This is a genomic window from Crossiella sp. NPDC003009 (genome assembly GCF_053591555.1).
This window is the reverse complement of sequence record NZ_JBSFUA010000060.1, coordinates 1-20305: the sequence shown is the minus strand read 5'-3', so window position 1 is coordinate 20305 and position 20305 is coordinate 1. Positions and strand designations below refer to the sequence as shown.

Annotated in this window: 10 protein-coding genes; 8 read left to right on the top strand and 2 right to left on the bottom strand. The window is 72.6% G+C overall.

Features of this window, described 5'->3' with window-relative positions:
• The first annotated feature begins 232 nt into the window (after window positions 1-232).
• On the top strand, window positions 233-3100 hold the full coding sequence (locus ACWDY5_RS36970) for an AAA family ATPase (RefSeq protein WP_449726780.1): 2868 nt from the start codon (window positions 233-235) through the stop codon (window positions 3098-3100).
• A 44-nt stretch (window positions 3101-3144) separates the two neighbouring features.
• Here ACWDY5_RS36970 and ACWDY5_RS36965 read toward each other — a convergent pair whose 3' ends face one another.
• Window positions 3145-5820 carry an AAA family ATPase gene (locus tag ACWDY5_RS36965; protein ID WP_449726779.1) on the bottom strand — a complete coding sequence of 892 codons (2676 nt, stop codon included), beginning with the start codon at window positions 5818-5820 and terminating at the stop codon, window positions 3145-3147.
• Between the two features lie 140 nt (window positions 5821-5960).
• On the opposite strand from ACWDY5_RS36965, the gene ACWDY5_RS36960 reads away from it, so the two are divergent.
• From ACWDY5_RS36960 to ACWDY5_RS36945, 4 genes are all read left to right on the top strand, one after another.
• Window positions 5961-7379 (top strand): MFS transporter, encoded by a 1419-nt coding sequence (locus ACWDY5_RS36960; protein ID WP_449726778.1) that lies wholly within the window; start codon window positions 5961-5963, stop codon window positions 7377-7379.
• A gap of 25 nt (window positions 7380-7404) precedes the next feature.
• Window positions 7405-8268: an SDR family oxidoreductase gene (locus ACWDY5_RS36955; protein WP_449726777.1), complete on the top strand. Its 864-nt coding sequence runs from the start codon at window positions 7405-7407 to the stop codon at window positions 8266-8268.
• Window positions 8265-8681 (top strand): Dabb family protein, encoded by a 417-nt coding sequence (locus tag ACWDY5_RS36950; protein ID WP_449726776.1) that lies wholly within the window; start codon window positions 8265-8267, stop codon window positions 8679-8681. The genes ACWDY5_RS36955 and ACWDY5_RS36950 overlap by 4 nt, the downstream gene beginning before the upstream one ends.
• An 87-nt stretch (window positions 8682-8768) precedes the next feature.
• On the top strand, window positions 8769-9236 hold the full coding sequence (locus ACWDY5_RS36945; protein ID WP_449726775.1) for a hypothetical protein: 468 nt from the start codon (window positions 8769-8771) through the stop codon (window positions 9234-9236).
• A 62-nt stretch (window positions 9237-9298) separates the two neighbouring features.
• Here the strand turns inward: ACWDY5_RS36945 and ACWDY5_RS36940 are convergent, their stop codons facing one another.
• Window positions 9299-9448, bottom strand: a complete 150-nt coding sequence (locus tag ACWDY5_RS36940; RefSeq protein WP_449726774.1) for a hypothetical protein — start codon at window positions 9446-9448, stop codon at window positions 9299-9301.
• A gap of 185 nt (window positions 9449-9633) precedes the next feature.
• Between ACWDY5_RS36940 and ACWDY5_RS36935 the strand changes: the two genes are divergently transcribed.
• From ACWDY5_RS36935 to ACWDY5_RS36925, 3 genes are all read left to right on the top strand, one after another.
• The gene (locus ACWDY5_RS36935) at window positions 9634-13707 is read left to right on the top strand and encodes a LamG-like jellyroll fold domain-containing protein (RefSeq protein WP_449726773.1); all 4074 of its coding nucleotides are present in this window, start codon (window positions 9634-9636) and stop codon (window positions 13705-13707) included.
• A gap of 27 nt (window positions 13708-13734) precedes the next feature.
• Window positions 13735-19665, top strand: a complete 5931-nt coding sequence (locus ACWDY5_RS36930) for an RHS repeat-associated core domain-containing protein (protein WP_449726772.1) — start codon at window positions 13735-13737, stop codon at window positions 19663-19665.
• A gap of 378 nt (window positions 19666-20043) precedes the next feature.
• Window positions 20044-20305: hypothetical protein (locus tag ACWDY5_RS36925; RefSeq protein ID WP_449726771.1), on the top strand; the 262-nt coding region annotated here is incomplete at its 3' end.

Sequence of the window (20305 nt, the reverse complement as noted above, 5' to 3'; positions counted from 1 at the left end):
GGCAAACTGGTTGTTCCGCGACACCACCTGACCGACACGGTGCCACCCGATTTTCACCGGCTACTTCGTCGCTGGGACGAATCCAAGGAGGAGGTGCACAAGGTGCACACGACGAAGGTCAGCACCAGGCTCAGCGAGCCCCAGAACAGCGACGTCGCCCAGTCGTCGAGTACGAACACCCCGCGACGACCGTGCCCTGAGTATCGTCTGGTCGCAGGGGGTGGGTGAGGCAGTGCATCCGTTCGTCGGCCGTCAGCCGGAGTTGACCGCTCTCGACGCGCTGCTGGAGGCGTCCGCGCCCGGAGTCACCTCGGTGGAGGTCGTCGGCGACCCCGGTATCGGCAAGTCCAGGCTGCTCTTCGAGACCGTGTCCCGGGCGGCGGCCCGCGGCTTCACCGTGTTGTCCGGCCGTGCCGGGGAGTTCGAGCAGGACCAGCCCTTCGGCATGTTCCTGGACGCGCTGGAAGACCGGCTGGCCGAGCTGTCCGAGGAGGAAGTCACCGCGCTGGGTGTCAGACACCTGCGCGCGCTGGCGACCCTGTTCCCGGCCCTGGCGGACTGGAGGTCGGCGGAACCGCCGCCTGGCGGGCGGCGGGCTTTGTACCGCGCGGTGACCGCCGCGCTGGAGACGACCTCCGGTCCGTGCGGAACCGTGCTGGCACTTGATGACCTGCACTGGGCGGATGAGGCCTCCGCGGAACTGCTGGCCCACCTGCTCCGCCGTCCACCCGCCGGGCCGTTGGTGCTGCTGCTGGCGCACCGGCACCGCCAGCTACCCGACAAGGTGGCCGCCGTGCTGCACGAACCCGTGCCCGTCGCGGCCCGGCGGATCGAGCTCCAGCCGTTGGACTTCGCGGCCGCGCAGCACCTGATGGCCGACACGCCGCACCTGCACCAGCGGCGGGCCAGGCACCGCGCGGCGGGCGGCAACCCGCTGTACCTGCAGCTCATGGCGCGCGGCGGCCAGAGCCAGACCGCGGGCGACCTGACCGGGGCCTTGCTCGCGGAGTTCACCCGGCTGTCCCCGGCGGCGCGCCTGGTCGCCCAGGCCGCCGCCGTGCTCGGCGACCAGGTGGAGCCGGGGCTGGTCGCGGTCGCCGCGGACCTGCCTGCCGCGGTGGCGCTCGCCGCGGCCGAGGAGCTGTTCGCCACCGATCTGCTCCGCGCGGCAGGCGCCGGCCAGCGGGTCACCTTCCGGCATCCCTTGCTGCGCAACGCGGTCTACCACTCGGCTACCCCGCTGTGGCGGGCCGCCGCGCACGGCAGGGTCGGCCGGGCACTGAGCGACCGCGGCGCGCCGATCAGCGTGATCGCACCGCACGTCGCCCGCTCGGCGGTGGTCGGCGACGCCGAGGCGCTGCGGCTGCTGCGCGCGGCGGCCCTGGACGCGCTGGTGCACGCGCCGGCCACCGCGGCGAGCTGGCTGCGGGCCGCACTGGAGCTGCACGCGGAGCCGCACGACCGGCTCGGTCAGGAACTGCGGGTTGAGCTGGCCCACGCGCTGGTGCTGACCGGAAACGGCGCCGAGACCAGGGAGGTGACCACCCGTCTGCTCCAGACGTTGCCGACAGATCAGGCTGAGCTCCGGCTGCGGGTGACGGCGCTGCACGCGACCGCGAGCCGCTTTCTCGTCTGGCCCGCCGAAACCAAGGCCGTTCTCCAGGTCGAGCTGCGCCGCCTGTCCGACCGGGACGAGCTGGCCGCCGCGGGCATCTGGCTGCGCATTGCCAACCTGGAGTTCGTCGAAGCTCGCTTCGAGGCCGCCGCGGCCGCGGCCGGCGAGGTGCTCCGGCACCGCCCCACCGGGCCGGACTGCCCGGTGCGCTGCGCGGGTCTGGCCATGTTGGCCTGGTGCTACCCCGAACTGGGCAGGGCGGCGGAGTCGGTGCGCCTGCTGGACGAGGCCACCGAGCTGTTCGACCGGATCACCTCGACGCAGCACAACGCCTCCTTCGGGGTGGCCAACCTCGTTCCGTTCGTGGAGGTGATCGGCCACCTCAGGCTCGACAGCGGCCTGCCCCGGCTGCGGCAGGTGCTGCGGCAAGCCGAGGAGTTCGGCCACGTCCACTTCAGCACCGAGCTGCTCGCCGTGCTCGCCGCCGCCGAGGCGGCCCGTGGGCAGCTGGCCACGGCGGTGGACATGGCGGAGGAAGCCGTGGACGGGGCCCGGCTGACCGGGGCCGGCCCACTGCTGGTCTCCGCACTGGCCAGCCAGGCCGCGGTGGCCTTCGACTGCCTCGATCTGGACGTCATCGAGCGAGTGCACCGCGAAGTGCGCGCCGTGCCCGGCAGCGCCCGGAGCCCGCACAGCGGCTTCATGGCCCTCAGCTGGGCGTTGTCGCGCAGGCAGGCCGGTCTTGACGGTGACCTGGCCGAGGCGATCGACCAGGCGGGCGGGCCGGAGCTGTCCCGGATGCTGTACCGGGGTCGCCTGCGGCTGTACGCGGAGCTGGCCGAGCTCGCCGCGGCCGAGGGACAACCGGCCGAGGCCGGCGAATGGGCGGAGCGGGCGGCAGAACTGGCCGAGGACGCGCTGCCGTGGAGTGGCGCGTTCGCCGCGCTGGCCAGTGCGCACGCCCACCAGTGCGCGCAACGGCCCGGCTCCGCCCTGCCCCGCGCCGAGTTCGCGGTGCGCGCCTTCACCACCGCCGGCCTGCCGCTCCTGGCCGCCCGAGCCCGAACGGCGGCCGCACTGGCCTACGCGGCACTGGGCGAGCGCGGGCGAGCACTGTCCGAACTGGACAGTGCCGCAGCCGGCTTCGCCGAGTGCGGGGCCACTCGGCACATCGAGCTGGTCACCCGGCAGCAACGCAAGCTCGGCCGCCGGGTCACCGTGGCAGGGCCGCGCACCGCGAAGCACTCGCCGCTGGGCCTGACCCGGCGGGAGAGCGAGATCGCCGCCCTGGTCGCGCAGGGCAACCGCAACCGGGCGATCGCCGAACGGCTGGTGCTCAGCGGCCGCACCGTCGAGACGCACCTCGGCCGGATCTACCAGAAACTCGGTGTCTCCTCCCGCACCGCACTGGCGGCATTGCTCACCCAGCAGCCCAAGACCAGCCCGGTCTCACCAACGACGGCCCCGCCCGCGGCAGAGGCCTGACTCCGCCGCGGACAGCTGGATTCACTCATGTGCCAGGCCTTGCCTCACCTGAGGCCGGGCATGTCCCTGAGCTGCCTGCGCGAGGTGACACCGAGCTTGCGGAAGATGTTGCGCAGGTGGGCATCCACCGTGCGGGGGCTGAGGAACAGGCGCGTGGCCACCTCTTTCGACGTCGCGCCCGCCGCGACCTCGCGCGCGATGTGCGTCTCCTGCCTGGTCAGCCGGTCGTAGGCGGGCTCGGAGCGGCTGCGGGCCACTTCCCCGGTCGCGCGCAGCTCGTCCGCGGCCCGCCGGGCGAAGGCCTCCAGTCCGATCTCCGACAGCAGTTCATGCGCGGTACGCAGGTGTTCGCGTGCGTCGCGACGCCGGCCCGCACGTCGAAGCCACTCCCCGTACCGCAGGTGCGTGCGCGCCAGGTGCAGCACCAGTGGGCTGCCCTCCAGGTGCTCGAGTGCTTCCCGGTGATCGTCTTCCAGGTCGCTGACCAGCGCCCGCGTGCCCGCCGCCACACCGAGGGCGAAACCGGTTCCCGCGGGTTCGGTGCGCTCGGCCAGGGACTCCAGCGCCGACCGCGCGACGGCGTGCTCGCCGCACCGGACCGCGGCCTCCACCAGCTCGGGCAGCGCGAAGCCGGTGAGGAAGAGGTCGCCGCCCGCCACCGCACGCGTGGCCGCCTCCAACGCGGCCGGGTACTCACCCAGGCCGTTGTGCAGCACGGCTTTCGCCCAGTGGGCGTTCGCGGTCAGCTGACCGGTGCCCCGGCTCATCACCTCGGCGAAGAGGTCGAGCACCTCCTGGCGGTGGCCACGCATCGCCGCCAGGTGCACTCTCGGGTAGAGCTGCGGCAGGTCGCCCACGGCGTCGGCGATGGCCTCCTCCTCGGCGATCGCGGCGATCGCCCGGCCGAAGTCGCCGGTGAGCACCGCGGACAACGCCGCCTGCGAGAGGCCGAGCCGGATGGTCATCGGTGATCCCGTGTCCTGCCCGGTCCGCACCAGCCAGTCGGTGACCGCCGTGTGCAGGTCGATGTCCCACAACTCGCCCGCGAGCACCGAGGCCAGCGCGGGCACCCGGGTCCAGTCGGCATCGTCGCCGGTGAGCACCCGCCGAAGCGCGGGCACCCCGGCATGGTGTCCTTCGGTGCTCAACAGCACCAGCGCGTCGAGCAGATCCGGCGGCCCCGATGCCGGCGGCGCCGAGCGGGCCGCGTCGAGCACCCGGTCCATCACCCCCGCGGCCCGGCCGACGACGAGCCCCATCTCCAGCGCCGCCACGAAGCATTCCCGCGACCGTGCCGGATCACCGGCGGCGAGCCGCTGCGCCGCCCGCAGGATGAGTTCCGGTCCCGTGACGACCCCGTCCGCGCCCTGGACGAACGCGATCTGCCCGCGCAGCAGGTCGACCGAGGCGTGTCGGAGATCATCCAGCGTCTCGGTGTCGATACTGGCCAGCAGGTCCGCCGCCGCGGCCGCGTGGCCCGCCGCGAGCGTCGCCCGAGCGGCCGCGAGCGTGCGCTCGGTCTGCTTGCCGGGGTCCAGCGACAACGCGGCCGCGCGTTCGAGGAACGCGGCGGCGGCCGCGACGCCCCCACGCGCCTGCGCACGCGAGGCCGAGGACTCCAGTTCCGCCGCGACCTGTTCGTCCGGCCCGGTGGTGGCCTGCGCCCGGTGCCAGGCGTGCCGGTCCGGCGCGGTGACCGGGTCGGTGGCCTCGGCCAGCGCCCGATGTGCCGCGTGGCGCCGCTCCGGCTCGGCCGCACGGTAGGCGGCGGAGCGGGCCAGCGGGTGGCAGAAGCGCGCCCGCGTGTCGAACCGCACCAGCCCGGACGCCTCGGCGGCGGCGCTCGCGGCGGGCACGTCGATGCCCAGTCGCCGCGCGGCCGGCCACAGCAGGCCTGGGTCGCCGGTGGGATCGGCGCTGGCGAGAACCAGCAGCAGCCGTGCCTCCGGTGGCAGTTCCGCCATCCTGGCCCGGAAGCTCCGCTCGATCCGGCTCGCGACCGGCGACGGTGCCGGCAGTGCGAACCCGCCCGCCTTCGGCAACTCGATCAGGGCGAGCGGGTTTCCGCGTGCCTCGGCGAGCAGGCGGTCACGCACCCGCTCATCGAGCGTCACGGTCTTCTCCGCGGCGAGCAACGCGCGCGCGTGCGCGTGAGTCAGGCCGCCGACGGTCAGCCCCGGCAGTTCGTCCAGCCCGCGAAGGGCGTCCTGGTCGCGGGCCGCGAACACCATCGCGATCGGCTCCGCCGCGACCCGCCTGGCCAGGAACGTCAACGCCTTCACCGAGGCGGCGTCCAGCCAATGGGCGTCGTCGATGAGGCACAGCACCGGACGTTTCGCCGCGGCGGCCGCGAGCAGTTCGAGCGCGGCGAGGCCGACGCGGAACGGATCCGGCGCGCCGTCGGCCAGCCCGAACGCGACCAGGAGGGCGTCCCGGTAGCGGGCCGACAGGGTGTCGAGCCGCGCCAGCACCGGAAGGCACAGCTGGTGCAGCGCGGCGAAGGGCAGCTCACCCTCGAACTCCGACCCGGACGCGCGGATGACCTGGAACCGCTCCGGCCGCGCGCGCCCGAGGTGCTCCAGCAGGGCGCTCTTGCCGATGCCCGGTTCGCCGCGGAGCACGAGCACGCCGCCCTCGCCCTGTTCCGCCGCGCGGAGGAGGGCGAGCAGGGCGGCGATCTCGTCGTGCCGTCCGACGAGCGAGCGGGACGCCGTGGGCATGGTGAGAACCCTAGGTGGGACGCCGCCGCACCAGGACATCGGCACAAGTAGGCGATTGTCACCGACGCGAGCGGGCCCGGTTCACGGGACCGTCATGGCATCCGGAACACCGGCCAGAAGCCCCCGCGAAGGACGAAACGATGATCGACAAAACCGCACTCACGACTGGGCCCGCCGGCCTGCGGATACCGCGCGGGCTGGCGATGACCGGCCTGGCCAGCGCCATGTTCCTGGTGATCCTCGACGCCGCCATGGTGAACCTCGCCGGGCGAACGATCCGCGCGGGCCTCGGGCTCACCGCCGCCGAACTCACCATCGTCGTGGACAGCTACCTGGTGACCTTCGCCGGTCTGCTGCTGCTCGGGGGCCGCCTCGCCGACGTGCTCGGGGGCCGGAAGGTGTTCCTGACCGGAATGGCCGTCTACCTCGCGGCGACGGCGTTCTGCGCGCTGGCCACCAGTGGCGGGATGTTGGTCGCAGGCCGGATCGGTCAGGGTGTCGGGGCCGCGGCCGTGATGCCTGCCGCGCTCTCCCTCGTGCTCGCCCTCTACTCCTCTCCCACGGAACGCACTCGTGCGATGGGCGTCTGGGGCGCGGTCGCCGGTGCCGGCAGCCTGCTCGGCGTCCTTCTCGGTGGCACGCTGACCCAGTTGCTGGGCTGGCAGTCGGTGTTCCTTGCCCCGGTGCCGTTCGGTGTCCTCGGAGCGGTCATCGTGTGGCGCTCGGTGCCCGCGGTTCCCGGCAGGCCCGGCCGGTTTGACGCGCTCGGCGCCACCACCATCACCATCGGGATCTCCGGTCTCGCGCTGGGCATGGTCTCGGCCTCGGACGCCGGGTTCGGCGCACCCAGCACCGTCGCCGGCCTCGCGGTCGGTGTGGCGTCCCTGGTGGCGTTCGTGCTCGTGGAGCGGCGCGCCACGCACCCGCTGGTCCCGCTCGGCGTCTTCCGCCGTCGGCCGGTGATCACCGCGAACGTGGTCATGTTGCTCACCGGCGGCACGCTGACCAGCCTGTTCTTCTTCCTGCCCCAGTACCAGCAGGACGTGCTCGGGATGAGTCCGCTGTCGGCGGGGATGACGCAGATCCCCATCGCCTTCATGATCATCGTCGGCAGCGTGCTCGCGCCACTGCTGGCCAAGCGCATCGGGCTGGCCCACGCGCTGCCGGTCGGCCTGGCCGTGCTGCTCACCGGCTTCCTGTGGCTGGCGATGGATCCGACGACCAGCGGATTCTCGGTGAGCCTGCTGGGCGCGTTTGTGCTGATCGGCACCGGACTGGGGCTCGGCCTGGTCAACGCCACGGCGATGGGGGTACGCGACAGCGGGGACGGTGAATCGGGCTTGCTCAGCGGGCTGGTCAATGCCGCGCAGCAGCTCGGCGGCGCGGTCGGGCTCGCCGCGCTGGCCGGGATCGCCATCGGCGCCGCGGGAAAGCACGGGGACATCTCGTTCACCACCGCGTTCTTCGGCGAGGCCACGCTCGTCGCCATCGCCCTCGCCCTGTCGTTCCTCTCCGCTACCTGGAAACAGCAGGCCCCGGCCGCCGCGGGCCCGCGCTGACCCCCTTTACCGAAGGGACACAACGATGAACACCCCCACCGTGCTGGTGACCGCCGCGACCGGAACCGTCGGCTCCGCGCTGGTCCCCGCCCTGCGTGCCCGCGGCGTCGCCGTCCGCGCGATGACCCGCGACCCCGGCCGCGTCGTCCCCGGCGCCGAGACCGTCGTGGCCGACCTGCGGGAGCCGGAATCGGTTGCCGCCGCGCTGAAAGGCGTCGACGCGGCCTTCCTCAACAGCCCCTCCGCGGCGGACGCCGCCGCGCTCCAGACGCAGTTCGCCGACCTCGCCCGCGACGCAGGCGTGCAGCGGCTCGTGCTGCTCTCCCAGTACGCGGCACGGGCCGACTCGCCGGTGCGGTTCCTGCGCTGGCACGCCGAAGTCGAGGCGCACGTGCGGACGCTCGGGCTCGACCACACCGTGCTGCGCCCCAACCTCTACCTGCAGGCGCTGCTCGCCTTCGCCGGCCCCATCGCGCAGGGCTGGTTCGCCGCGCCCATCGGCGATGCCGCCGTCAGCGCGATCGACACCAGGGACATCGCGGACGCCGCCGCTGCCGTGCTGACCGGCACGGGACACACCGGCCGCACCTACACGCTGACCGGCCCCCGCGCCGTGACCCACCACGAGATCGCCAAGGCGCTCACCGCCGTGACCGGGCGGGAGGTCACCTTCCGCGACGCATCGGCCGAGGAGTTCACCGCCGCGCTGACCGGCCTGCTCCCGCCATGGCAGCTCGACGGCCTCGTCGAGGACTACGCCCACTACGCCCGAGGCGAAGCCGCCGAGGTGCACACCTCCGTCGCCGACCTCACCGGACATCCGGCGCGTGACCTCACCGAGTTCGTCCGCGACTACGCCGCCAAGTTCACGCCACCGGAGGTTCGATGATCTACCACTGCGTTCGGTTCACCCTCAAGCCCGATGTCTCGGCGGCGGACAGGGAGGCCGGTCTCGCGAAAATGAAGGAGCACATCGACGCCATCCCGTCCATCAAGGCGCGCGTCGTCGGCCCCGACTTCGGCGGGGAGTTCGAGTACGGCGCCGTCACCGTGATCGAGGACCTCGCGGGTTACCACGAGTACATGAACCACCCGGCGCACCTTGCCATGGACCGAGCCGGGCTGCCGCTGGTCGAGAAGTTCATGTCCTACGACATCACCGACGACCCGGACCCGGAGATCGGCGCGAAGATCGCCGAGGTCCACCGGCTCAGGTTCGAGAACGTGCCGGAGGTGGCGGAACTGGTCTCCGGCCTGCACGAGTACACCGGCAGCGCCGCACCCGGCAGGCACGGGAACTGAGCACCACGGCGAACAACGAACGCTCACGGGAAGCCGGGGGGAAGGGCCGCGCATCCGCTCGCGCCCAGGGCTGCCAGACTTCCACCTGTGAACAGCCTGCTCATCAGCTTGATCGCAGTGAGCGGAACTCTGGCGGGGTCAAGTCTCACCTACCTTTTCGGGCGGCTCACCGCACGACGAACCGAGCGGGTCGCGCGGGACGAACGACTTCGTCAGGACCGGATCGCTGCCTATACGACCTTTGCCGGTGCGGTGACCGAACTTCGGCAAGCCTTGATTTCACTGTGGTTCCTCAAGCGTGCGGAGCCGGCTGATCCGGAACTGCGGGCCGCCTACACGGAAGCGGACAAGCGTGGTGCCGCCGCCCGCCATGCCCGCTTCTGCGTTCAGTTGCTCACCGAGGACACAGAGCTGTTGCAGCTCGCGGACGCGGTGTTCAAGCCGATCGACGAGCTGGCCGACGCAGTCGACCGCGCTACGTTGACGGTGCTCGAGGAACGTGGCGAGGAGCTGCTCGCCACGTTCATCCAGGTCGCGGGCCGGCAGATCAGATAGGCCAGGGACCTTTACCGGCCGGGACGTTGAGCGGGCTGGGTCGCCGAACCGCTCACCGGCTATCAGCAGTTGCCGATCACCAGGAAGCGGGTCTGTTCCGGCGAGCCGAGCAGCAGGCCCACGGAGGCGAAGAAGGTGACCTGCGCGAGCATCCGGCCGAGCCAGCCGACCGTCCAGCTCGTCCAGGTGTAGGTGGCGCGCAGGTCGGCCACGGCGTTCGCCGCCGTCCCCAGCCATCGGTCCGGCCCCCGGGTAGCAACAACCTCCGCATTTCCCCGGACCACATTTGTACTGGATTTTTGAGTACATCCGTCTCGTTTCGGATCGCGGATCCGCTGCCTACGGTGAGAACGCGCTTGCTTGAGCGCATCGGGAGTTTTCTCGTGGGGGTTTGCAGATGACGGCCGTGGCCGATTCCGTGCGTTCCCGGCTGGGCCGGCTCGGCCTGGCCGTCGCCGTGGCCGGTTCGCTGTTGCTGGTGCCGGATGGCGCCCCGGCCGACGCTGCCGTGCCGGCGCCGCGGCAGCGGGTGGAGATCGAATCGGAGCGGACCGAGGCCGCGCAGGTGTTCCTCGAACCGGACGGGTCACGCACCGTGGAACAACACCTGCGGCCGGTCCGCGCGCGTACCGCCGCGGGCTGGCAGGCACTCGACCTCACCCTGCGGCACGGCGCGGACGGCGTGGTGGCGCCGGTGGCGGCCACCGTGCCGATGAGCTTCTCCGGCGGCGGCGCGGGACCGTTCGTGCGGTTCGGGAAACCGGGCGCCTCCTTCGAGCTGGGCTGGCCGGATCCGCTGCCCGCGCCGGTGCTCTCCGGGCCCACCGCGACCTACCCCGGGGTGCTGCCGGGTGTCGACCTCCAGGTGACCGCGCGGGACAGCGGGTTCACCCACCTGCTCGTGGTGCACACCCCGGAGGCGGCCCGCAACCCGCGGCTGGCCAGGATCACCTTCGGCACCCGCACCGACGGCCTGACCCTGGGCGTGCACAAGGAGGGCGGGCTCACCGCCACCGACCCGACAGGCGCGACGGTCTTCCGGGCGCCGCCCGCCCAGATGTGGGAGAGCCCGGCGACCGGTCCAGGCGCGAGTCGCGCCGGGGAGCAGTGCCGCAAGCCCATGCCGGTCTCGCTGGAGCGGCAGTCGCTGACGGTGGTGCCCGACCAGGCGGTGCTCACCGACCCGGCCACCCGGTTCCCGGTGCGCATCGATCCCGGCTGGGACGGCGAGCCCGGCAGCTGGGGCCTGGTCTACGGCACACCGGAGCAGTACCGGGGCAACGCCTGCTTCCTCGGTGACGGCGACGGTGTGGCCAAGGTCGGGTTCAGCAACTGGGAGCGGCCGTCGGTGCTGGTCCGCTCCTTCTTCCAGTACAGCGTGCAGGCACTTCAGCGGAAGCCGCCGGTGGCCATCGGCAAGGCCAGTCTGGACGCCTTCCAGAGCTACGCGCCCTCCTGTGCGCCGAAGCGGGTCGAGCTGTGGCAGGCCAGTGCGCCGTACGAGCCCTGGACGAACTGGAACAACCAGCCCGGCACGGTGCGTTTGCTCGAGGCGAAGGACGCGGCCAGGGGCTATGACGCCTCCTGCCCGGGGGACTGGCTCGGCTTCGACGTGCACGCCGCCGCGGTGGACGCGGTCAACGGCAACGGCCTGGTGACCCTGATGCTGCGCGCGGGCAATGAGGGCGACCGGCTGGCGTGGCGGAAGTTCCACCCCAACCCCAAGCTGGTCATCAACTACAACACCCCGCCGGAGCGGCCCGCCGGGCTCAACGCTGACGGTGCCGGGTGCGCGGTGCAGCCGCGCGAACCGCACCTGCCCACCACCACCCCGCAGCTCAACGCCACCGCGCACGACCCGGACGGCGGCATGGTCTCCACCGAGTTCGAGTGGTGGATCCGCGGTGAGCGCCCGCTGGGCTCCTACCGCACCGCCACCCAGCACACCGGCACCCCGTTCAGCGCCACCATCCCACCGGGGACCTTCACCGACGGCAGCCGGATCGGCTGGCGGGTGCGCGCCTTCGACGGGCAGCTGCACAGCGAGTGGTCCGACTGGTGCGATGTCACCTTCGACCTCACCCCGCCACGCACCGCGCCCACGGTGACCTCCACCGACTACCCACCGGACCAGGCGGCGGGCGGCATCGGCCGGACCGGGTGGTTCACCCTGTCCGCGCCGGGCGAGGCGGACATCGCCCGGTTCCGCTACCGCCTGTCCAACTCCCCGCTGCGCACGGCGGAGGCGGTGGACGGCAAGGCCGTCGTATCGCTCACCCCGCCCACCTTCGGCAACACCACGGTGGAGGTGATCGCGATCGACAAGGCGGGCAACGCCTCCCCGCGGCGCAACTACACCATCTACGTGCGCAGCACCCGGTTCCCGCCGGTGCAGCACTGGCGGCTGGACGGGAAACTGCCCGGCACCACCGTGCCGGACGCGCTGGGCCGCGGGTCCACCGGCACCTTCACCCAGGGACCGGTGAGCTGGACCGGCGGCCGGGTCGGGGACGCGCTGCTGTTCGACGGCCACAGTGGACAGGTCGGCCTGGGCCCGAACTCCACCGTGCACACCGGGGGCAGCTTCTCCATCTCGGCCTGGGTGCGGCTGGACCGGCTGGACGGACCGTGGCAGACCTTCGTCAGCCAGGACGCCGAACACGGCAGCAGCTTCTACCTCCAGTACCGCAGCGACCTGCGCCGCTGGGCGTTCACCATGCCCGAGCAGGACCGGCCCAACTTCGGCGACGAACGGGTGACGGCGGATGTGCCGGTGCGCCAAGGGGTGTGGACGCACCTGGTCGGCGTGTACGACATGGCGGCGGAGAAGTCGCTGCGGATCTACGTCGACGGCCGCTTCGCCGGCGAGGCCGCGCACACAGCCCGCTGGCACAAGAGCGGCGAGGTGCGGATCGGGCGCGGGAAGTACAACGGCGCCCCGGTGGACTTCGTCACCGGCGCGGTGGACGACGTGCGGGTCTACGACCGGGTGCTCGACGACGGCAGGGCGAACCCCGGCGACCGGGTGCAGGAAGGCTCGGACGTGCACACCCTGGCCACCAAGTGGCCGCAGGAGGCCGGCCTGTACTCCGCCGAGGAGAACACCGGAACCCAGGCCGGGGACACCTCCGGCAACCACCGGCACGCCACCGCGCAGCCGGGAACGAGCTGGGCGCCGGGCCGGGTCGGTTCCGGGCTGCGCCTGGACGGCAGCCGAGGGTATCTGTCCACAGTGGACTCAGCTGTGCGCGCCGACACCAGCTTCACCGTCAGCGCCTGGGTCAAGGCGGAGGCCTACGGCGCGGAGTCGATGACCGCGGTCAGCCAGGACGGGGCGCGGGCGGGCGGGTTCAGCCTCGGCTACGACGGGGCGCTGCGACGCTGGGTGTTCGGGATGCACGGTGCGGACGCCGACGCCGCGGTGCTCGAACAGTCGGTCTCCACGACGCCACCCGTGCCCGGGGTGTGGACGCACCTGGCCGGACGCTATGACGCCGCCGCGGAGGAGATCGCGGTCTTCGTCAACGGCGAGGCGATGCCGCCACAGCGGTTCCGGGCCTCCTGGAACGCCGGTGGCGGACTCGTCATCGGACGGGGCAAGGCCGGTGGCGCGGCGGTGCGGCACTGGCGCGGCGAGATCGACGAGGTGCGCGTCGCCGAAGGGCTGCGCACCAGGGACCAGATCGTGGAGGAGCTCACGGAACCGCTGAGCATCCGCCCACTGGTGCGCGACGGCCTCAACCGCTACTACGGGCACAACCGGGACCACCTCACCACCGGCGGCGCGGGCGCGGGCGGTCAGGCCCCGCCCGGCTACCACCTGGAGCACGAGCTGGGCTGGTTCGCCCCCGAGGGCGCGCCGGACACGGTGACCCTGTACTCCTGCCTGACCGGCCAGGACCAGTTCACCTCGACGGAGGCCGGCTGCGAGGGCTTCCGCAGGCTCGCCGCCCTCGGGGCGATCTACCGCACACCGCCGCCGGGCGAGCCGACGGTGCCGCTGATGCGCTGCCGCACCGACACCGGTGAGCACTTCGAGTCGGTGCACGCCGACTGCGAGGGGAAGTCGGTGGAGTTCCGCCTCGGCCACATGCGGGCCTACGCGCCGCTGGTGCGCTATCTCCAGCCGGACCATCCCGGCGACCACCTCAGCGGGCTCGGCGGGGTGCCCACCGGTTACCGCGCGGAGTGGCGGCTGGGCATCCTGCCGCTCACCGCCAGGCCCGGCACCCGCGCACTGGAGTCCTGTGTGGACGGCACGGACGCCTTCACCTCGGTGGAGACCGACTGCGGTGGCAAGACGAAGCTGCGCACGCTCGGCTGGGTCTACACCAGCCCACCGGCGGGCCTGGCCTCGGCGCGGCTGCTGCGGTGCAAGCAGGCCAACGGGGAACGCTTCGACACCATCGATCCGGGCTGTGAGGGGCAGCAACTGGACGCCGCACTCGGCTACGTGCTCACCCGGCTCTGAGTAGCACTCGCACTGGGGAAGGAACCCATGCACAGCAACAGAATCCTCGGCGGTTTGGCGGCCGTGGCCGCGACCGCGGTGCTGGCCACCGTGGCGCAGGCCCTGCCCGCGTCGGCCAGACCCGCCCCGGTGCGCTTCACCCCGGGAACTCCCGAAGTCCACGTTCCGGTGGTACCGGTGCTGCCCGACAACGCCGTGCGGCGGCTGGTTCGCCGGCCGGAACCCGCGCGGATCTCCTGGCCCGCAACGGAATCCGGTCAGGTCCGGGTGTCCGGCGCGGCGGCGGGGGTCACCGTGGCCGACCGCGGCCGCGGCGCGGCGCTGGGGGTGACCGGCCTGGTGCTGTCGGTGACCGGCAGCGGCCCCAGCGAGCTGCGGGTGGACTACTCCGGCTTCCAGGACGCCTTCGGCGGTGACTGGGCCCAGCGCCTGCGGCTGGTCGAACTGCCCGCCTGCGCGGCCACCACCCCCGAACGCGCCGAATGCCGCGGCCGCACCCCGGTGCCCACGCACAACGACACCAGGACCGGCACCGCGACCGCCCGGATCGCGCCGTCGGCGGCCGCGAGCGTGTTCGCGCTGGAGGCCGCGCCGGAGGGGGCCACCGGCGACTACAAGGCCACGCCGATGGCGCCCTCCGGGGACTGGCAGGTCGCCGCGCACAGCGGCAACTTCAGCTGGAGCCACCCCTTCCGGGTGCCGCCTGCGCCCGGCGGCCAGGCGCCGCAGCTCGGGCTGTCCTACTCCTCCGGCTCGGTGGACGGCCGGGTGGCCGGGGTGAACAACCAGCCCGGCTGGGCGGGGGAGGGCTGGGACCTGTGGCCCGGCCACATCACCCGCTCCTTCAAGTCCTGCGCCCAGGACAGCACGGTGGCCGCGGAGAAGACCGGCGACCAGTGCTGGGCCGGTGGGCACCACCTGAGCTTCGTCAACGGCGGGCGCTCCGGCGAGCTGGTGTGGAGTGCGAAAGACGGCTTCTACCGGTCGGCGGCCGACGACGGTTCCCGCTTCGAGCTGAAGCAGGGCGCGGTCTACCCCGGTGGCGACAAGTTCGGCGAGTACTGGGAGCTGACCACCTCAGACGGCACCCGCTACCTGTTCGGCGCGTCCCAGGAGGCCCAGTCCGCCTGGACCGTGCCGGTCTTCGGCAACCAAGTGGGCGAACCCTGTCACACCGGCGTCTTCGCCACCTCGCACTGCGAGCGGGCCTGGCGGTGGAACCTGGACCGGGTGGTGGACCGGCACGGCAACACCACCACCTACAGCTATGAGGAGGAGACCAACGCCTACGGCCTGAACATGGGCAAGGCCAAGGGTTCCTACACCAGGGGAGGGGTGCTGCGGCGGGTCGACTACGGCATGCGCGAGGGCGTGCACGGGCCGGTGCCCGCCCAGGTGCTGCTGGAGAGCGCGGACCGCTGCGCGCCGGGCACGGACTGCGCGCAGCGCAACGCCACCAGCCATCCGGACGTGCCGTGGGACATGCAGTGCGACACCGCCAAGTGCGACAAGAGCTACGCGCCGAGCTTCTTCTCCGGCAAGCGGCTGGCCAAGGTCTCCACCCAGGTGTGGGACGGCAGCAGACATCTGCCGGTGGACTCCTGGCAGCTCAACCACTCCTACCCGCGCCCAGGCGACTCGACCCGTGGTTCGCTGTGGCTGGACTCGATCGTGCACACCGGACTCGCCGGCGGCTCGGTCACCCTGCCCGCGGTGGAGTTCGCCGGCACGTTCCTGGAGAACCGGGTGGACACCGCCGGTGACGGCAGGCCACAGCTGAAGAAGCAGCGGATCACCGCCATCCGCAACGAGAACGGCGGCGAGACCGTCGTGGACTACAAGCCGGCCGAGTGCGCGGCGGGTGCGCTGCCCAAAGCGGAGGAGAACCAGCTGCGCTGCTTCCCGGTGCACTGGGCGCACGACGGCGGGGTGGCCAAGGACGACTGGTTCCACAAGTACGTGGTGGACCACGTGTCCCTGATCGACCGGGTCGGCGGCGCACCGGCGCAGGAGACCCACTACGACTACCGCGGCGGCGCGGCCTGGGCCTACCAGGACAACGAGCTGATCCCGCAGGAGCGGCGCACCTGGGCGCAGTGGCGCGGCTACCACACCGTGCTGGTGCGCGAGGGCTCGGCCGAGGTGCCGGCGAACCTGCGGCCGGAGAAGGAACTGCGCTACTTCCGCGGCATGCACGGCGACCGGCTCAACCCCGGCGGCGGCGCCAAGAACGTCACCCTGCCCGACGCCGAGAACCGCACGGTGCAGGACGCGCCGGGCATGGCGGGCTTCCAGCGCGGGGAGATCGTGCGCAACGGCATCGACGGCCCGGTGGTCACCGACCGGGTCACCGACGCGGAGGTCCGGCGCACCGCGGCGGCGCACAACCGCACCGCCTACTTCGTCGGCGAGTCCCGGGCGCTGACCAAGACCACCGTCTCCCAGGGCGTGCGCCGCACGGAGAAGAAGACCCGCTACGACGAGCTGAACCTGCCGCACGAGGTGGAGGACCTGGCCGACCTCGCCAGCGCCACCGACGACCGGTGCGTGCGCACCAGCTACGCCCGCGACCTCGGCGCCCGGATCCTGGGCACGGTCAGCCGGGTGGAGACCGTCTCGGTGGCCTGCGGCGCGCCGGTGCGGCGACCTGAGGACGTGGTCGCCGACCAGCGCACCCACTACGACGGCAAGCCGTGGGGCCAGCCGCCGGTCAAGGGCGATGTGACCCGCACCGACCGGGCCACCTCCTTCCCCGGCGGCCAGCCGAAGTACGAGCAGCTGACCAGGCAGGTCCACGACGACTACGGCCGGGTGGTGGAAAGCTTCGACGCCCTGGAACGGCGCACCACCACCGAGTACCAGCCCACTACCGGCCCGGCCAAGGCCACCGTCGTGGTGAACCCGTTGGGGCACAAGACCACCACCGAACTGCGGGTGGAGTGGGGCAGCACCGCGGCGGTCGTGGACGCCAACGACCTGCGGACCAGCCGGCGGCACGACCCGCTGGGCAGGCTCACCGAGGTGTGGAAACCGGGCGGGCGCACGGCCCACCTGCGCCACACCTACCACGTGCGCGGCCGCGCCGGGACCAGCGCGGTGACCACCGAGACCCTGCGCGGCACCGGAGACTACGTCGTCGAGCACCAGCTCTTCGACGGTCTGCTGCGCCCCCGGCAGACGCAGAGCCAGGCATGGACCGGGGACCGGCTGCTGACCGAACACTTCTACGACGCCAGGGGTCTGCTGGTGCGGGAGAGCAAACCCTTCCACGCCATCGGCAAACCCGGTGTCGACCTGGTGCGCGCCCGGGATGAGGAACCACCGCAGCGGCGGCTGTTCACCGAGTTCGACGGCGCCCGCAGGCCGGTCCTGTCCATCCTGCGCACCCCGGTGGACGAGCGCCGCACGGTGACCCGGCACCGGGGTGACCGGACCGAGACCATCCCGCCGGCCGGTGGCACCACCACCGCCACCGTCACCGACGCGGTCGGCCGGGTCACCGAACTGCACCAGTTCCACGGCGCCGAACCCACCGGCGCGAAGGACATCACCCGCTACGGCTACTCAAGCCGCGGCGAACTGGAGCTGGTCGCCGACAGTGCGGGCAACCAGCCGCTGCGCACCGTGCACGACCTGGTGGGCAACCGGATCGAGGCGCACGACCCGGACAAGGGCACCAGCCGGATGACCTATGACGCCGCCGGGCTGCTGCGCACCAAGACCGACTCCCGCGGCCGCACGCTCTTCCACGCCTACGACGAGCTGAACCGCCGCACCGAGATCCGCCTCGGCTCGGCCACCGGTGAACTGCTGGCCAAGTGGGAGCACGACACCGTGCCCAGGGCGGACGGCAAGGTGGTCAAGGGCAGGCAGGCCGCGGAAACCCGCTACGAGAACGGGGTGGCCTACCGCAGCGCGGTCCTGGCCTACGACGAGGGCTACCGGCCGGTGCGCACCGAGATCTCCCTGCCCGGCCAGGAAACCGGGTTGCCGAGCAGCTACCAGACCGCCAGCACCTTCAACAACGCCGACGGCAGCCTCGCCTCGCTGACGCTGCCGCGGATCGGCGACCTGCCCGCGGAGACCGTGATCTACCGCTACGACTCGATGGGGCTGCCGCGCAGCGTGACCTCCGGTTCGGACCACTACGTGCGGGAGGCGGAGTACTCGCCCTATGGCGAACCGCAGGCGCTCAAGCAGGGGCCGGACGGCGCGGTGGTGTCCCGGCGGGCCTTCCGGGAGGAGGGCACCCGCCTGGTGGCGCACACCCTGGTGCAACGGGAGATCGGCTCGCTCACCGCCGCCGAGACCCGCTACGCCCGGGACCTGGCCGGCAACACCAAGAAGATCACCACCACCGACGCCGACGGCACCGACACCCAGTGCTTCGCGCACGACCACCTGCGCCGCACCACCCAGGCCTGGACACCGGCAAGTGACTGCGGTGCCGCGCCCTCCGGCGCGCTCGGCGGGCCCGCGCCGTACCGGGTGTCCTTCACCTACGACCCCAGCGGCAACCGGCGCACCGAGACCAGGCACGGCGCCGCGCCGGGCACCGACGTGGTGCGCACCTTCGACTACCCGGCCCCTGGCTCGGCGCAGCCGCACGCGGTGCGTTCGGTGACCACCACCGGCCCGGCCGGTGCGCGCAAGATCGAGGAGTACGCCTACACGCCGACCGGCGGCACCCTGGCCCGGCCCGGCACGCACGGCGGAGCGCAGGAGCTGACCTGGGACCACGAGGACCGGCTGACCGAGGTCAAGGAGGGCGACCGCACCACCAGCCACGTCTACACCGCCGGCGGCGACCGCCTGCTCACCAGGGACCCCGGTGGCCGCACCCTGCACCTGCCGCACGGCGAACTGCGCTACGACGCCGCGAGCAAGACCCTCCGCGGCACCCGCTACTACAGCGACGGCAAGGAGCAGACCATCGCGGTGCGGGAGAACGGCAGGCTCTCCTACCAGTTCGCCGACCTGCAGGGCACCCCGACGGTCACCCTGGACGCCACCACCCACCAGGACACCCGCAGGCGGCTGGACGGCTTCGGCGCGCCGAGGCAGCGGTCCGACCTGCCCGGCAACCGCGGCTTCGTCGGCGGCACCACGGACGAGAGCACCGGCCTGACCCGCCTCGGCGCCCGCGACTACGACCCCGGCACCGGCCGGTTCCTGTCGGTGGACCCGCTGGTGGCGCCCAAGGACCCGCAGACCCTCAACGGATTCGCCTACGCCAACAACAACCCGGCCACGCTCACCGACGCCACCGGCACGATGGCCCGGATGTGCCCGGTGGCCGGTGACCACCCGTCAGAGCCCTGCTACGACGAGCGCCACGACCACAACCAGCGCTACTGGCAGGACCAGCGCAAGCGGCCCCCGCCGCCGAAGCCGCCCCGCTGCGGGCCGAGCGTTCGGGTGCCCCTGGCGTGCGAACCGGGCCCGATGCCGATGTGCGGCACGATGCTGCTGAAGTTCGGCACGCCGTGCGCGCCGTGGAAGTCGGACAAGGAACAGGCCAGGGAACGCCTGGCGGAGGAAGCCAAGCGACGGGCCGAGGAAGAGGCGCAGCGCCGGCGGAACATGACCTACACCTCGTCGGTGTGCGAGTCCTACACCGTCGCCTTGGTCCTGTTCAGCGTCAACTACGAGACCTGTGACCTGATCGACTCGGAGGGCACCGGCAAGAGCTCGGGATGGAAGTTCTCGGCGGGGGTGGGGATCGGGGCGAGCAAGGCCGATGTCCGCAAGACCACCCCCGGCAAGATCGGCGAGGGCTTCCAGGTGTCGGCCGCCGCCGACGCCAGCCTCGGCTCGGTGGGCCCGATCGGCGTGGAGGGCGGCATCTCGGCCCCGTTCGGCGAGGGCCCCGGCACCACCGCCGTGGGCATCTCCCAGGGGCTGGGCACACCCAGGATCTCGATGGGGGTGGAGCTGGGCTCAACCTGGCGCACCTAGGTCGCGTCCGTTAGGCCATTTTCCCTGGGCCCGGACCAGCGTTCCCCAGACCTGGTCCGGGCCCCCAGCGTACGAAGGCAGCAGTCCCTGGGCGGCTTTCCGGACTCGTGCGTGGCCGCGTCGACGAGTCGGCCCCCGGTCCGGGTGGAGCTGCTGCGCTCGGCGCTGGGACTGCGGCGGGGGACCGGCGTGGCGGACGTCGCGTTGCGGGGCAGCGAGGCGTTCGACGCCGCGGTCGCGGGCTGGACGAGCGCTCCTCGCCGCGCCCGCGGTCCCGGGGCTGTCGCTCCGTCATCCCATCGGGTCATGAACCGAGGTGGCTCGAGCCGCGAACGCTCAGTCGCAAGGAGCTTTTCCACAATTCTGGAGGTCGTTCCGATGCGTCTGTCCATCCGCACCCTCACCCTTCCGGCGGTGGCCGCCTGCCTGGCACTGCTGGCCGCCGCACCCGGCGCCGCCGCCGCACCCCAGGACCGCGACCACGGGCCGAACCTCGGGATCGGCATTGGCATCGGCATCGATCTGGACCTGGGCAACCTGCTCGGCGGCGGCGCCTACCGCTCGGCCTGGCTCACCGGCGCCACCGAGGTCCCCGGCCCCGGCGACCCCGACGGCCGCGGCACCGCCCGCGTGCTGGTCG